General features: G+C 63.9%; 12 protein-coding genes. 8 read left to right on the forward strand and 4 right to left on the reverse strand.

Annotation, left to right across the window (positions count from 1 at the left end; all coding sequences use genetic code 11):
* Positions 1-55: 55 nt before the first annotated feature.
* From FHS74_RS29060 to FHS74_RS29090, 7 genes are all read left to right on the forward strand, one after another.
* Positions 56-1030, forward strand: a complete 975-nt coding sequence (locus tag FHS74_RS29060; RefSeq protein WP_184807765.1) for a PhnD/SsuA/transferrin family substrate-binding protein — start codon at positions 56-58, stop codon at positions 1028-1030.
* A gap of 235 nt (positions 1031-1265) precedes the next feature.
* Positions 1266-2291 (forward strand): amidohydrolase family protein, encoded by a 1026-nt coding sequence (locus tag FHS74_RS29065; protein WP_184807766.1) that lies wholly within the window; start codon positions 1266-1268, stop codon positions 2289-2291.
* Between the two features lie 18 nt (positions 2292-2309).
* Positions 2310-3158 (forward strand): amidohydrolase family protein, encoded by an 849-nt coding sequence (locus FHS74_RS29070; RefSeq protein WP_184807767.1) that lies wholly within the window; start codon positions 2310-2312, stop codon positions 3156-3158.
* A gap of 73 nt (positions 3159-3231) precedes the next feature.
* A complete protein-coding gene (locus FHS74_RS29075) occupies positions 3232-4086 on the forward strand; it encodes an HpcH/HpaI aldolase family protein (protein ID WP_184807768.1) in 855 nt (284 codons plus the stop codon).
* Between the two features lie 23 nt (positions 4087-4109).
* Positions 4110-5660: an acetolactate synthase large subunit gene (locus FHS74_RS29080; RefSeq protein WP_184807769.1), complete on the forward strand. Its 1551-nt coding sequence runs from the start codon at positions 4110-4112 to the stop codon at positions 5658-5660.
* Positions 5661-5686: 26 nt separating this feature from the next.
* Positions 5687-6574 carry a type 2 periplasmic-binding domain-containing protein gene (locus FHS74_RS29085; RefSeq protein WP_184807770.1) on the forward strand — a complete coding sequence of 296 codons (888 nt, stop codon included), beginning with the start codon at positions 5687-5689 and terminating at the stop codon, positions 6572-6574.
* Entirely contained in the window at positions 6574-7572 is a 999-nt protein-coding gene (locus tag FHS74_RS29090; protein ID WP_184807771.1) for an aldo/keto reductase, read from the forward strand. The genes FHS74_RS29085 and FHS74_RS29090 overlap by 1 nt, the downstream gene beginning before the upstream one ends.
* On the opposite strand, the gene FHS74_RS29095 is transcribed toward FHS74_RS29090, so the two are convergent.
* Both FHS74_RS29095 and FHS74_RS29100 read right to left on the reverse strand, forming a co-directional pair.
* Positions 7565-8812, reverse strand: a complete 1248-nt coding sequence (locus FHS74_RS29095; RefSeq protein WP_184807772.1) for an MFS transporter — start codon at positions 8810-8812, stop codon at positions 7565-7567. The two genes, FHS74_RS29090 and FHS74_RS29095, sit on opposite strands and share 8 nt — an antisense overlap.
* A 1-nt stretch (position 8813) precedes the next feature.
* On the reverse strand, positions 8814-10505 hold the full coding sequence (locus tag FHS74_RS29100; RefSeq protein ID WP_184807773.1) for a thiamine pyrophosphate-binding protein: 1692 nt from the start codon (positions 10503-10505) through the stop codon (positions 8814-8816).
* Positions 10506-11210: 705 nt separating this feature from the next.
* Between FHS74_RS29100 and FHS74_RS29105 the strand changes: the two genes are divergently transcribed.
* Positions 11211-13085, forward strand: coding sequence for a PD40 domain-containing protein (locus FHS74_RS29105; RefSeq protein ID WP_184807774.1), 1875 nt, complete (start codon positions 11211-11213; stop codon positions 13083-13085).
* 162 nt (positions 13086-13247) lie between these two features.
* Here the strand turns inward: FHS74_RS29105 and FHS74_RS29110 are convergent, their stop codons facing one another.
* The gene (locus tag FHS74_RS29110; protein ID WP_184807775.1) at positions 13248-14318 is read right to left on the reverse strand and encodes a lactonase family protein; all 1071 of its coding nucleotides are present in this window, start codon (positions 14316-14318) and stop codon (positions 13248-13250) included.
* Between the two features lie 85 nt (positions 14319-14403).
* Positions 14404-15666: an MFS transporter gene (locus tag FHS74_RS29115; protein ID WP_184807776.1), complete on the reverse strand. Its 1263-nt coding sequence runs from the start codon at positions 15664-15666 to the stop codon at positions 14404-14406.
* Positions 15667-16019: the final 353 nt, after the last annotated feature.

A 16019-nucleotide genomic window follows, 5' to 3' on the forward strand; every position in this document is an offset into this window, starting at 1 on the left:
CACGCGAGGCCGCTGCCAGGATCCCATGAGAAATCGCACCAACGGAGAGATCCCCGTGTCCAAGAAACTGCCGCTCACCTTCGCCGTTGCCGAAATGCCCCATACTTCGGCCGTGCGTAGCGGGGCGATACCGGTCGACGGTGTCGACGGTAACTTCCTGACCATCCATCCGCAGATCGCCGCCTTCCGGCGCATGGTTCGTGAGGTGGAGTTCGACGTCTGCGAACTGGCGCCGACCACCTACATCATTGCCCGTGCCTTTGGCGCGCCCTTCGTGGCGCTGCCCATCTTCGTGCTGCGCAAATTCCATCATTCCGGCTTGCTGGTACGGCCCGATGGCGGCATCCGTGAGCCGAAAGACCTGGAGGGTCACAAGGTCGGTGTCCGTGCCTATTCCGTCACCACCGGCGTTTGGTCGCGCCAGGCCCTGATGGAGGATCTGGACGTCGACTGTTCGAAGATCACCTGGGTGGTCGATGATGAGGAGCATGTCACCCAGCTGACGCTGCCTTCCAATGTGCAGCATGTGCCGGAGGGCCGTTCGCTGTACGACATGATGGCTGCGGGTGAACTGGTGGCTGGCTATGGCGGTAATGCCGGTGTCGGTCGCACGGGGGATCCCATCAGCGGCTGGAAGGAGGTGGGGGTTGACTATCCGGATCTGTTGCCCAATGCCGAGGCGTTGGAGTGGGATTACTACCGACGGACCGGCGTCTATCCGATGCACGGTACCATCGTCGTCCGTGAATCCGTGCTCAAGGACAATCCCTGGGTGGCCAAGGCCATCTACGAGGCGTTCGATGAGGCCAAGCAAGGCTGGCTGGCCCGGCTGAACAGCGGCGAGGCCAATACCGCCTCTGATCGCCGCTATCGCAAGCTGCAGACATTGGTGGGCAACGACCCGCTGCCCTACGGCATGCAAGCCAACATCCGCACCATTCAAGCGCTGGAGGAGACCGCCTTCAAACAGGGGCTGACGCCGCGTCGCATGGCGCTGGATGAGTTGTTCTTCGACCCATCCAAAGTGTGACCTTTTCCCGCGTCCACCGGGGTTGCTGACGGCGGAGGACCGAACGCCCGTACGGCCGTTCCGCCGTCCATCTCCAAGGCGGACGTCAGGGTTGGCTGGTGCAGCGAAGGTCTTATACGCCCCAGGCCAATATGAATGTGCGCCGTTTGCCGGCAGCGCTTATGCAGCGGACTGGGAAACGATTTTCGACCGCCAAGTGCCGCCGGTGCCACCGGTTAGACAGTAAGGAGTTACCATGATCATTGACTGTCATGGCCATTTCACCACCGTGCCGCAGTCCTTCCGCGACTGGCGCTCCCGTCAGGTGGAAAGCGCTGACGATCCGTTGAACGCGCCCCAGGTTTCGGAGGCTGTCGTCACCGACGAGCAAATCCGTGAAGGGGTGGGCGGCGGCCAGTTGCGGCTGCAGCAGGAGCGTGGCAGCGACCTTACCCTGTTCTCCCCCATCGCTGGTCTGATGAGCCATCACCTTGGCAATGAACGCACCAGCCTGGAATGGGCGGAGGTGTCCAACAATCTGGTGCGGCGGGTGTGCGATCTCTACCCGGACAATTTCGTGCCGGTCTGCCAGTTGCCACAATCGCCCCTGGCCCCGCCCAAAAATTCCATTCCCGAACTGCGGCGCTGTGTGGAGGAATTGGGCTTCGTCGGCTGCAACCTGAACCCGGATCCGACGGGCGGCTACTGGACCGGCAAGCCAATGACGGATCGCGAGTGGTATCCGTTGTACGAGGTCCTGTGCGAGTTGGATGTGCCGGCCATGATCCACGTGGCGGCGTCGTGCAACCCCAATTTCCACGGTACCGGGGCGCACTACCTCAACGCGGACACCTCCGTGTTCATGCAGTTGCTTCAGGGGGACCTGTTCCGCGACTTTCCCAGTCTGCGCCTCGTCATCCCCCATGGCGGCGGTGCCGTGCCCTATCATTGGGGCCGCTACCGCGGCATGTCGCTGGAGATCGCCAAGCGCCCCCTGGAAGGACTGCTGGACAACATCTTCTTCGACACGTGCGTCTATCACCACCCGGGCGTGCACCTGCTGACCACCGTGGTGCCAACGCGCAACGTCATGTTCGGTTCGGAGATGATCGGCGCGGTACGGGGCAAGGACCCTGACACCGGGCACTATTTCGACGACACCAAGCGCTATCTCGATGCCTGCCTGGACCTCAGCGACGCCGATCGTGCGGCCATTTTCGAAGGCAACGCCCGCCGTGTCTATCCGCGCCTCGACGCATACTTAAAGGCACGTGGCAAGTAAGCCAGGGGGGAACAGAAGATGCAGTATTTCGATATCCATCCGCACATCATCTCAGATGATGAAACGCGCTATCCTCCAGCGCCCCTGTTCGGAAAGCGTTCCGACTGGTCGCAAGAGCGGCCAAACACGGTGGAAGCCCTGATCGCCGCCATGGATGAGGCCGGGGTGGAGAGGGCCGCCGTCGTTCACTCCTCCACCACGTACGGCTTTGACAACAGCTACGTCGTCGACGGCTGCAACCAGTATCCGGATCGGCTTGTGGCTGTGGGTTCCGTCGACATGCTCGCTGACGATGTCTGTGACGTGATCCGCGGCTGGGCGGACAAGGGCCTGGCCGGCCTCCGCATCTTCACCGGCGGCTCGACCAAGGACTTTGATCCGAAGGAACTGGATGACCCGCGCTCCTTCAAGGCCTGGGATCTGCTGGGCGAACTGGGGCTGGCCATGTGCATTCAGACGGGCCCCATAGGCCTGCCGCAGGTGGCCATGCTGGCCAAGCGCTTCTCCAATGTCGCTATCATCCTGGACCATCTGGGGCGGCCCGACGTGCTGGATGGCCCGCCCTACACCAATGCCGCCCGCTTGTTCGATCTGGCGACGCTGCCGAACATTTACCTGAAGCTGACCCCGCGCATCTTTGGCGATGTGAAGAAAGGCCAGGCGTCGGCCGATACCTTTTTCCCCAAGCTGGTGACGGTCTTTGGCGCCGACCATCTGGCATGGGGGTCGAATTTCCCCACGTCGCCCGGCACGCTGTCGGAAATCAAGTCCGAGGCCGAAGCCGGCTTGGCGTCACTGTCGGATGCCGACCGAGGCTGGATCTTCGGCGGCACGGCACGGAAACTCTACCCGACCCTCGCGGACTAAGCGCTCGACGAGTCACGGCAAGACTTCATGCGCCGTTCGGGGCGGCGGCCTGAAAATCAGAGAGGAATTCATCATGGGCGATCGGCTCAACGGCGTGATCCGGGCATGGGAAGCGGGGAGGCCGGCCTTCTCCTGCTTTGCCAAGGCAGACAAGCAAAGCGCCATCGATCTTTCGGACAGTCCCTATGACGCCCTGATATTCGAGATGGAGCACAATCCGTTCGACATGGCCGCCTTGGGCGATGCGCTCCAGTATCTGTTGAACCGCAAGCAGATCCAAGCCGCATCCACCTTGGCGCCCGCGGTGACGCCGGTCGTGCGCATCCCGTCCAATGGGGTGGAGATGAACCAGGCGGAGGCCAAGCAGGCGCTGGATCGGGGCGTCTACGGCGTGATCTGGCCGCATGTAAAGACCATGGAGCAGGCTTACAACGCCGTCGCGTCGTGCCGCTATGCCCGTCCGCGGCAGGCCCCGCTCTATGAGCCGAAGGGGGTGCGCGGCGATGGTCCCGCGACGGCGGCGCGCTATTGGGGCCTGTCGCAGCAGGATTATTACAAAGCCGCCGACGTCTGGCCGCTGGCGCCACATGGCGAACTGTTGGTGGGCTTGATGATCGAGAGTGTCGAGGCCATCGAGAATCTGGACGACATGCTGGCCAATGTCCCCGGCATCGGACTTTGTCTGATCGGGGAGGGCGACCTGTCCCAGGAATTGGGCCTGCCGCGCCAGTACGAACATCCCGAGGTGCTCGACGCGATGGCGAAGATCGTCGCCACCTGCAGGAAGCGCAACGTGGCCGTCGGCCACCCGCACGTAACTGCCAAGAATGTCGAACGGTTGCTGGGCGAGGGCTACCGCTTCCTGATGTCGGCGCCGCAGCGCAGCTACGGTGTCGTCGGTCAGGGGCGGGAGATCGCCGGGTACTGACCCCCTTATCAAGGACCGAAACGATGAACGGCGCGGAAAGCTTGGTTAGCACGCTCGTGGACGAAGGGGTGGACATCTGCTTCGCCAATCCAGGCACATCGGAAATGCATTTCCTGGCGGCGCTGGAGAACCCGCGCATGCGCAGCGTGTTGTGCCTGTTCGAGGGGGTGGCCACAGGTGCCGCCGACGGGTGGTACCGCATGCGCCGGGCGCCCGCCGCCACCTTGCTGCATCTGGGCCCTGGCCTGGCCAACGGCTTGGCCAATATCCACAATGCCAAGCGCGCCGGCAGCGGCATGGTCAATATCATTGGCGAGCATGCAACGGCGCACCTGAAATACGACGCGCCGCTGGCGTCTGACATTGAGGGGCTGGCCCGGCCACTGAGCCACTGGGTCCGTCGCACCATCTCTCCCAATACGCTGGCCGGCGATGCCGTGGCGGCGGTGGAGCAGGCCAGCGCCAGGCCCGGTAAGATCGCCACGCTGATCCTGCCAGGCGACACCTCCTGGGGCGACGTGGCGTCCCCTCCCGGTTCCTTCGCCCGCAGCGGGGTGCCTGTGGCCCAAGCGCCCGATGTCGCGGCCGTGGAGCGTGTCGCGTCCATTCTGCGGTCCGGCGAGCCCGCATTCATCATCCTCGCCGGCAATGCCTGCTTCGGCCCGGCGCTGGACTGGGCGGGCAAGGTCGCGGCGAAGACCGGCTGCCGTATCGGCACGCAGTTCTTCACGTCGCGCATCGCGCGGGGTGCCGGTCGGACGCCGCTGGAACGGCTGCCCTACGCCGTGCCGCAGGCGGTGGAGTTCCTGAAGGACTTCAAGCACATCATCACCGTGGAGACGGGTGAGCCGGTGGCCTTCTTCTCGTATCCTGGCAAGCCCAGCCTGCTGAAGCAGCCGGGGGCCCACGTCCACCGACTGGCCGCCGCTGACGAGGATAGCGCCCTGGCCCTGGAGATGCTGGCGGAGGCGCTGGGCGCCCGCGACACGGTTTCCATTCGCCAGACCCTCCAGGAAAAAGGTGTGCCCACCGGCGCCCTCAACCCGCTTTCCATCGCCCACGCGTTGGCGTCCGCCATGCCCGAGGACGCAATCCTGGTCGATGAATCGCTGACAACGGGGCGGGAAACCATGGGGCACACGGCCGGTGCCGTGGCCCATGACATCATACAGAACATGGGCGGTTCGATTGGCTACGGCACGCCGGTGGCGACGGGCGCCGCGCTGGCTTGTCCCCATAGACGGGTTGTCTGCATGGTGGGGGACGGCAGCGCCATGTACACGATCCAGTCGCTCTGGACGCAGGCCCGCGAGCAGTTGAACGTCACCACCATCATCTTCGCCAACAATTCCTATCAGATCCTGAAGGCGGAATTCGCCAACATGGGCTTCGGCGCGCCAGGGCCACAGGCTCTGGCCATGATCGACATTGACCGACCCAGCATCGACTGGCTGGCCATGGGCAAGAGCATGGGCGTGCAGGCGGTCAGCGTGAACACGGCGGACGAGTTCTTTCACGCCATGATGCGCTGCAACGCCATGCCGGGCCCGTCGCTGATCGAAGTCCGCCTCTGACAAGAAATCGAACAGGGAGAGCCGCAATGGCCGTCGATGTCCCCACGCTCCGCACCAATCTTGCCGACTATCCCGTCACGCAGGCCATGAAGGACGGGCGTGTCAGCACTGGCATTGTGAAGCTTGATTATTGCGGGCCCGAGCAGGCGCACACGGGCTTCAAGGCCATGGTGCGCCGCAACGAGTTTGACTGCGGCGAGCTGGCCATCGTCACCTTCCTGCAGGCCAAGGCTTACGGGAAGCCGTTCGTCCTGCTGCCGGCGCCCATCTCCGGCCGATTCCAGCACCACTGCGCCGGCTTCAACAAGGCGCTAGGCCATCTGGAACCCAAGGACATCGAGGGCAGGAAGGTGGGGGTGCGAACCTATGCCCAGACCACCGGCCTATGGATCAGGGGCATCCTTCGGCACGAACACGGCGTGGACCTGGACAAGGTCACCTGGATGACGGTGGGCGAAGGGCATCTGGAGGAGTACACCGATCCGCCCAACTGTGTCCGTCTGCCCAAGGGCTCCGACATCGGGCGGATGATGCTGGATGGGGAGCTGGCGGCGACCCTTCAGGGCGTGGACCTGCCCAAGGACGAGCGGGTACAGTATCTAGTGCCGGAACCGTTCAAGGCGGCCAAGGCGTGGTTCGCGCGCGAAGGCGTGGTGCCCATTAACCACATCTTCGCCATCCATGAGGGCATTTCGCGCGAACGCCCTGATATCGTTCGAGAAATCTATCGCATGATCCGGGATAGCCGCGCCTTGACCCAGGGTGGCGTGCCGGATCCGTTCCCCCCCTTGGGGCTGGAGGCCAACCGCAAGGGCCTGGAACTGGCGATCGACTGGTCGCTGGATCAGAAGATCATCCCCCGCCGACTGTCGGTCGACGAACTGTTCGACGATGTGACCGGCGCATTGGACTGATGCCCGCCGACGGCACTCGCCCGCTCGCCGGCCGCGCCGTCTGGCCGGTCGGGTTCGGATGCATGGGGATCAGCTGGGCCTATGGCCCGGCCATGGCCGACGACGACGCGGTGCGCCTTCTGCACCGGGCGCTCGACCTGGGTTATCGGCATTTCGACACCGCGGCCCTCTACGGCGGCGGGCTTAGCGAGACGCTGTTGGGCCGAGCCTTGGTGGGCAGCCGCGACGAAGTGCTGATCGCCAGCAAGGTAGGGCTGTTCGCGCGGGGAGGTGCCCGGGGCATCGATGGCCGGCCGGAGACGATCCGCGCCGGCTGCGATGTCTCGCTCCGGCGTCTGGGGGTCGATCATATCGACCTGTTCTATCTGCACCGATTGGACCCTGAGGTGCCGGTTGAGGAGTCGGTGGGCGCCTTGGCCGATTTGGTCGCCGCCGGCAAGATCGGTGCCATCGGCCTGTCGGAGGTTTCAGCCCCCACCCTCCGCCGTGCGGTGGCCGTCCACCCCATTGCGGCGGTGCAAACCGAATATTCGCCCTGGTCGCGCAATGCCGAGATTGCGGTGATGGAGGTCTGTCGTGACCTGGGTGTCGCGTTCGTCGCTTTCTCGCCCTTGGGGCGGGGCGTGCTCGCCGGGCGGATCGACGATCCGGCCACTCTTGATCGTTCCGACATCCGCCGGCACATGCCCCGCTTTTCTCCCGCCAACTGGCCGGGGAACCGGGACCTGGCGGGCGATTTTGCCTCGCTGGCGGAGGTTTGGGGCGTGACACCGGCGCAACTGTCGCTCGCCTGGGTTCTGTCGCGCGGGCCGCACGTGCACGCAATCCCGGGGACGACATCGTTGGCGCATCTGGCGGAAAACGCGAAGGCCGGCGTCCTGGAGGTGCCTGAAGATGTCATCGACAGGATTGACTGGCTATTCGATCCGACGGCCGTGAACGGTCCACGCTATCCCGCCGATGTGCAGGCCGGGATCGGGACCGAGGAATTCAGCTGAGCTGCGTGCGCTCTGTGGTGAAATCCTGCGCGTCGCGCAATTCCGGAAAGAGCCAAGCCCAGGCGGCGGCGATTCCGATGGCGCATGCCCCTCCCACCACCACCGACCCCACTGGCCCGATCAGTGCCGCGAGCGCGCCGGATTCCATTTCCCCCAGCTCGTTGGACGCGGAGATGAACAGGGTGGAGGCCGCGCCCACGCGGCCGCGCATGTGATCGGGCGTGCCAATGGTCACCAGCGACTGGCGCACGTTCACCGAGATCATGTCGGCTGCGCCCAGCACGATCAGGCAGGCCATGGACGACGGCAGGAAGGTTGACAGACCGAAGACAATGGTTGCGACACCGAACACGGCGACCGCGGCCAGCATTTTGACCCCAATGCCCCGACGCAGGGGCCGGTAGGACAGCCACACGCCCGTCGCCACGGCCCCAATGGAGGGCGCGGCGCGCAGCAGGCCCAGTCCCTCCGGTCCGGCGTGAAGAATATCGCGGGCGAAGATGGGCAACATTGCCGTCACCCCGCCAAGCAGAACGGAGAACATGTCCAGACTGATGGCGCCGAGAAGCAGCCGGTTGGAACGCACGTGGCGGAACCCGTCGACAATCATGCCCAGCGGCCGGGCCGAGCCGCCGCCAACCGCCTGTTCAATGGGACCGACCCGCCATTGGCCCAGAACCGCCAGCAGCAGCAGCACGCTGCCGAAGGTGAAGGCTCCCCAAGGCGAAATGGCAAAAACGAAACCACCCAGGGCCGGCCCGATGATGGCGCCGGCACGCCCGCCGATGGCATAGAGCGCGATTGCGTTGGGCAGAATCTCCGCAGGCACCAGCTTAGGCGTCAGCGCGTTGTTGGCCGGCATGTAGAAGGAACGCGCCGCCGCAATGAAGCCAGCGAGGACATAGAGCGCCTCCAATGTCGGCCGTCCGCTCCACACCAATAGCGCGACGCAGGCGATGCTGGACAACTGCGCTGTCAGCGAGGTCATGACAACGCGCCGCCGGTTAAACCGGTCGGCGACATAGCCGGCGAAGGGGCTGAACAGCAGGAAGGGCAGGAACTGCACCAGTCCAACCAGGCCCAGGCGCAGGGCGGAATCACGCACGTCCATGCTGCGCCTGGCCAGGTCGTAAACCAACCAGCCCATGCAGATCACGGTGGAACTGTGGGCCAGCATGGTCAAGACGCGCGCCACCCAGAAATACCGGAAGCGCCGATGCAGTAGCGGGGGCGGGATCAAATTAGCCCATCCATTGGCTGACGGGGACGCTTGACTGTTCAAGCGGCTGGGCGATCACGTCGATCAGGGTGGGACCGCCGAAGGACAGCGCCTTGCGGATGATGCCGTCCAATTCGGTAGGGTCACGCACCGTCCAGGCCTTGATGCCATAGGCCTCAGCCACCAGGGCATGGTCGGTGCGGTCGAAATCCACCGAGAAGTAGCGCGCGTCGTAACCCGCCTTCTGACTGGCTTTGATCCAGCCGTAGGAACTGTTTGATATGACGATCATGGTCAGCGGCACGCGCTTGCGCACGATGGTTTCCAGCTCTCCCACGGTGAAACCGAAGCTTCCATCGCCCATTACCGCCACAACCTTGGCATCCGGCCGTCCATACCAGGCGCCTATGGCGGCCGACATCGCGAAGCCCAGGGCGCCTTGGGCCCGGTTGGTGATGATGCGGGTAGCCGTGCTGCGCAGTTCGAAATGGCCTGAGAAATAGGGGCAGGGGGTGCCGGGATCGGTGACGATGATACCGTCCTCCGGCAGGTGTTGCTGCAGGGCGGCCACCACCCGCTCCGGCCGGATCGGCAAGTCCGGCGCCTGCGCCAATTGCTCGAAACGCGCCCGCTTGGCCGCTTTCAAGGCGCCCAGCCGATCCACGGTGGCGCCGTTGCGGGGGCGTGTGGAGATCCGGCTGGCAAGCTCCCGATGCAGGGCTTCCAGGCACAGTCTCGCGTCACCGACGACCGCCGCTTCATATCGGTAATTGGCGCCGACGACCATCGGGTCGCAATCGATGTGAATGATGGGCACGTCGCGCCCTGGCACCCTGCCGTGCTCGGTGGCGGTGGAGCCGGCGCGGCATCCGACAAAGATCACCAGGTCCGCCTTCCGGATGGCCGCCCGCGTCTCCTCCGTCCCGCCGTTGGTGCCGACGACGCCTATGGCCAGGCAATGGTTATCCGGCAGCGAGCCATGGCCGCTGATGGTGGAGCCGACAGGGGTGTTGAGCAGTGTCGCCAATTGCAGCAGCGCGGTTTGCGCCCCCGAGATGATCACGCCCCCGCCGCATAGGAAAACGGGTACCTGGGCTTTGAGGATAGCGTCTGCCGCCGCGATGACGCATTCCGGATCGGGCGCGTTCCGGAACGCCGGGAAGCGCGCATGCTCCTTTTGCGCCCAGATCAGGCCCTCGTCCAAATTTTGTTTCTGCAGATCATAGGGCAGGCCGATGTGGGCGGCGCCCGGACGGCCGGTGGTCATGGCGCGGAAGGCGGTCCGGAACAGGTGGGGGATCTGATCGACCCGGTCGACCACCGCGTTCCATTTTGTCAGGGGCGCGAACAGGGCCTTCTGGTCCAGTTCCGTCAAGGCATAGTGCCCGCGCCCGCCCACCGGAATGTCGGAGGTGATGGAGAGCAGCGCGATGGAGCTGTCGTTCGCTTCCACCACGCCCGGCAGGATGTAGGTGGCACCGCCGCCGCTGGGCCCCTCGCAAACGCCCGGGCGGCCGGTGACGCGGGCGTAGGCGTCCGCCATGTAGGCGGCACCTCGCTCATCGCGCGTCAGCACATGCTGCATGCCATGGTCCAGACGGCAAAGTGCGTCATAGAAGGGCAGGCTGGTATCGCCGCACAAACCGAATATGTGCTTAACCTGATGCGCCTGCAGCATCCGGACGGCGGCTTCGGCGCCTGTCAGTTCGCTCATGATGGGATCGTATCGTCCTGTTTGTTCTGCCGATGGCAGGACGGAACGGCCGCCAGTCGCCCGCCATTCCCGCGATTTGGGCTGGAATCTATAGCCCGGCGGCCCGTCGGTAGCGGCGATTGAAATCGTGGTTGATGAGATTGGTTTTGACCTGCCGCCGGCGTCGTAGCGCGCGCGGCCAGCGTGAGCCCGTCGCAGGTGCTAACCCTAGTGGGACATCGCTGCCCCAGGTGATCGAACCCCGGCGCCAGACGATAACTTCTATGCCGTGCTTCTGGAGTTGCTGAACGATCCTGCTATGCCTCAAGAGGACCGCGCCGAGCCAAGCTTCCGCTTGGAGGGCGATTTTTCTCCGCTTTCAATGCGGGTCCGCGATCCCGCATCAAGATCAGGTTGACTATCAGTTATATCAAGATATATCTTGATTTTGTGTTAGATGATTGGGGAATGTGCCCCTTCGGCCGGCGCTGTGTTGGCGGCCATGCCCCCGGGAACTTCGGTGAGGAAGGGCATGGGGCCATCGTGCCCGTGGTGGCTGCGGGCCCGTTCGCCGATAGCCCCGACCTGGTTAAGACTTGATCAGGACGATGAGGCGATGAAATCGCGGCGTTGCTTGCGGACGGCGCGCAGAAGATCGAGCGGCCCGCTTAGGACAGCGGTCCGCAGGTTCCTATACTAAAAATACAGACCTTTGGGAGAGGTGAAATGGCGATCCAGACCGCGAAAGCCGGGCAAGGTAAGAAGGGCGTGATGCTGATGAATCGCATCGGCCCGTCGAATTCGAAGCTGTACATCGCGAATGCCGATGGCAGCGGGGAACGCGAATTGCTTGCCGAATCCGGATTCGACTATCATGCGAGCTTCTCCGCCGATGGTGAATGGATCACCTTCACGTCGGAGCGCAATGGCGATGGCCAGTCCGATGTCTTCCGTTGCAGGATAGATGGTAGCGATCTTCAGCCCCTCGTCGAAACGCCATTCGTCGAAGACGCCTGTGTTCTTTCACCCGATGGGCGAAAACTGGCCTATGTCTCGACCGCGGACGGCTATCAGGCCAATATTTGGGTGCTTGACCTGGACACTGGCGAGCGTCGTAAGCTGACCGGACTGCCTGGCGAGGACGTGGATCCCAACACCCCCGACTGTTCCTTCCGTCCGTCCTGGTCACCCGATGGCGCATGGATCGCCTTTTCGTCGGACCGGGACACCGCCTGGTTCGGTCATAGCGATGGGCATGGCTGGGAACACACCCAGGAACTGTCCGTCTATGTCATGCGCGCTGACGGGAGCGATTTGCGCAAGCTGATTTCCAAGCCGGGCTGGTCCTATGGCTCGCCCAAATGGTCCCCGGATGGCAGCAGGATCATCTGCTACGAAATCGAACGCGAGCACACCTGGGGCGCGAGGCGTCCGGAATGGATCGGCCGTGTGCTGTCCCAGATAATTTCGGTGGATGCCGCGACCGGGCAGGATCGGATCGAGCACACCAGCGGGCCGGACCTGAAACTTTCCCCCCAGTTCCTGCCCAACGGGAGGGATGTCGCCTACTACATCAAGGCCGGTGGCGGCGGGCCCGGCATCCGTGCCACGGATGCGGCATGGGTGCAGAAGGAAGCGCCCACCGGTCTCCACTACACCTCGGGTGCGCCATCGGTACTGCGCCAGCTGCGCTCACCTTGCTGGTCGCCGGATGGCATGAAGGTCGTTTATGAGAAAGTCGACTTCTCCTTCCGGGCGCAGGACAAGCCACTGTTCAGCTGGGACAGTGAATGGGAATACCGGTCTACCGACGTCTTCCCGGTTCTGTCTAACCAGGGGCGTCTCGCCATCACCCAGAAGCAGTTGGGCAACTCGTCGATCGTAACGATGAAGCCCGATGGCACCGACCAGAAGATCGTATTCGACGCGGCCAAGGCCGGCCTCGATCCCCTGCTGAACAAGAAGGGCATTGCGGGGGCGTTCCAGCCGGCCTGGTCGCCCGATGGCGAATGGATCGCGTTCGGCTGCGGCAACTGGTTCCAGTATCGCACCGACGGCAACAAGGCGGTGCTGATGCGCGCCAAGGCGGACGGATCCTTTCACGAGGCGCTCACCGACGGCACGGTGCATTCGGGCTTTCCGAGCTATCTGGGTGATGGCAGCGGCATCGTTTACCGTGTCTGGGGCGATGGCCATTTCGGCCTGCGTATCATCGATCTGGAAACCCGTGCCATCCGCGTGCTCACCACCGAGCGCGACAACCTGCCCTTCGTCTCGCCCGATGGCGAGTTGATCACCTTCACTCGACAGTTCGGGCCGGCAAATTACCATGTCTGCACGATCCGCCCGGACGGGTCCGACTTCAAGGTGCTGACCGAAACCGGCGCCAACGACGGCCATTCGATTTGGACCTATGACGGGAAGATCGCGTATTCGAGCGGCATGTACGGCTTCCGGGACGAAGCTGGAATCTACGACTTCACCTTCCAACCGTATGGTCAGATCATGGTGATGGACGCGGATGGATCGAATAAGCGGCTGGTGACCGACAGTCTTTGGGAAGATTCGATGCCGCTCTACATACCCAGCAAATTTCTTTGACCCAGCACAGGCCGCGCTGTCCTCCGGACGGCGCGGCCGCCAATCCTTTTCAGGCACGAGGGCGACGGTTTCTCCCCGCCGTCCCTTCGGAGCCGGCGGTATCCCGCAGGCAAACGGCTGTTGCCGCCTCTTTTTTGCTGGAACGTGGCGACGATGACGTCCTCAGGCGAAGGCCACCGCCGTCGGTGCCGGAACCGAGAGCGTGCCGGGCACGCGGGTAAGCGTGCCGCTCGCTTCGTCGACCTTGAAAACCGTGACTGTGTCTGTTCCCTGGTTGGCGACGAGCAGCCACCGTCCGTCGGGCGAAAGCTCTGCTCCCCAAGGCTTTTCACCACCAGCCGCGATGCGCTGCACTTCGCTGGGCGCGCCTGTGTTGGGGGCGATGGCGAATACATGAATTTCATGCGTCCTGCGGTTGGACGCGTAAAGAAACCGGCCGTCCGCGCTCAGCAAGAACGCCGCGGCGCTCGGCTGTCCCTCTGTTCCCGGGGGATCGAGCGCGATACGACCCAGCGCAGCCAGTTCGCCATTGGCGGGATGCCAGCTGAATACATAGATTTCAGCGGAAAGCTCGGTAAGCAAATAGGCGAAACGGCCATCGGGTCCGAAGTGAAGCAGGCGCGGACCGGCACCTGCCGGTAGCACGGCCGCCGGGCAGTCGGCAGGGGTCAAGGTCTGTTGTTTGCCGTCGAACCGATAAATGAAGACGCGGTCGGCCCCCATATCGGGCACAAGCACGAAGTGCGCCGACGGATCGACGGTGACACCATGGGGGTGTGGCCCCTGTTGTCGACGATGTGGTCCTGAACCGGACGTTGCTTGGGACGCCGCTATGGATGACAGATCGCCATCCGCCCCTACCGGAACCGCCGCGACATTCGCGCCGCCGAAGTTTGCGACAAGCAGGACGTTGCTCGCCGGATCCAAGGCGAGATGCGTTGCGCCGCCGCCGCCGGAAGATGTGCGGCTGATTGATCGCAGGGTCCCGTCCACCCCGGTTATTTCGAAGCTCCAAACTTCGCCATCCCGATCGCCGGCATTGCCGAGTTCGCTGACCGAAAACAAAACCGGGCGGCGGCGGTCGCGTAGCAGCCATGTGGGGCGCGCGATCTCCGCAACGCAGCCCAGGGGTCTTAACCCTCCTGTCTCCTCGTCCAGCACGGCGGCAAAAATGCCTTGGCCGGGGGCGTTGGCCTGCGTGCCGATGAAGACCAGGGCTTGTTGTTTGCTCATTTCGACATCCTAAGAGGTCCAGGACCGCATCGCGCAACCCCGACGAAATCAACACTCAGTCAGGCATTCCGCCCCGCGCCGCCGCTCAACTGTCCGCCACGGATGCGGGATCCACCGGCTCCTTTGGCCTGCGGGAGCCTCGAAACGCCGCCGGCAGCGCCCATGTCATCAGCAGGAGCGCCAGCCCGGCGGCGACAGCGATCGGAATGGTGCTGAGCACGGCCTTGTCCGCGCTCATTCCACCCGATAGTAGCCAACCGGCATAAATCGGGCCGAGGATGGAGCCGATGCGTCCCATCGCCGCCGCCATGCCCACGCCCGTGCCATGACGCGCAGATGGGTAGAGACGGGGCGCGATGCCAAAGAGGGCAAATTGCGCGCCGAGAATGAAGAACCCCGCGACCATCGCGGCGAGGACCATCAGCCCCGGCGTATCGGCGAACGCGAATAGCGCAAGGCCCGCCGCGATCCCGAAATAGGTGGGCAGCATGATGGCACGCACCCCGATCAGATCGCAGAGCCGGCCTGTCAGAAGGGCGCCGACGATGCCGCTCAGGTTGAGCGCCAGCATCACTCCGGAGGCCATGGTCGGGGGAAGGCCTTTGTCGATCACGAGCGCGGGCGCCCAGCCGATCAGCAGCGAAAACACGGCAAGGGTCAGGATGAATGTCAGCCAGAGCAGCGGCGTGGCCAATATCCTGCCGCCGCCGAACAGCGTGTTGCCGCCGGCCGGTTCGTGGGCGTCATCGCCCACGGCGCGATCGCCGACCCCGGGAATGCCGAACATCAGCAGGGGGGCGACCAGTAACGTCAGCACACCGCCGAACACAAACAGTCCACGCCAGCCAAAACTGGGGATGGTCGCCAAGCCTGCCAGTGCGGCGAGCACGCCTCCGAACGGGAGGCCACACATCACCGCGGTGACCAGCGTGGTGATGCGATGTCTGCCCGCGATGGCGGCGACGATCGCGATGAGCGTCGGCATGGCGCCGCCGATCGCGACACCGGTTAGAATTCGGGCGAGCAAGAGCGTTTGATAGCTTGTGACGAAGGCGGTCAGCAGGGTGGCGACCCCAAGACCACAAATCGAGATGATCAAGACGCCACGCCGCCCAAGGCGGTCGGAAAGGATGCCACCGGCCATGGCACCGAGCGCCATGCCCATAAGACCCGAGCTTAGCGCCACGCCGACTTGCTGGGGAAGCAGCCCGAGTTGCGGCCGCAGCCTTGGCATCGCCACCGAAACGACCTGGAGGTCATATCCTTCCAGGGCGGCGGCGCTGAAGCACAGCGCGAATATCGTCCAGAACCTTCCCGGACTTATTGGGGTGGAAACGGCGCCGGTCATTGGAAGTCATCCGGGCTGGTGTGGCCGGGGCGCTGCCGAGACGAGCACGAAACATCCTCACGGCGTGCTGTTGGCCCTTTGCAGGCTGCCTGCGTCATCACCCCTCCCTCACCGAATTTAATTATGAGGGGCAGGGTATCAATGGGGAATCCGCCCGGAGATATCCAATCTGCCCGCAAGGTGATCGCAAAAGGGAACGATCTGTCAGCGTTGTTCGTGCGCCGCGATAGCGTCCGTCAAGCTGGTGTAAAAGCGGCGCGGATAGCGTCCGTCAAGCTGGTGTAAAAGCGGCGCGCGTTTGAGGTGGCCGTTGGTCAGGCGGCTTTGGGTGAGAATGTGACGGCTGGGACAGT

It is taken from the genome of Nitrospirillum iridis (genome assembly GCF_014205765.1).
GTDB classification, from domain to species: domain Bacteria; phylum Pseudomonadota; class Alphaproteobacteria; order Azospirillales; family Azospirillaceae; genus Nitrospirillum; species Nitrospirillum iridis.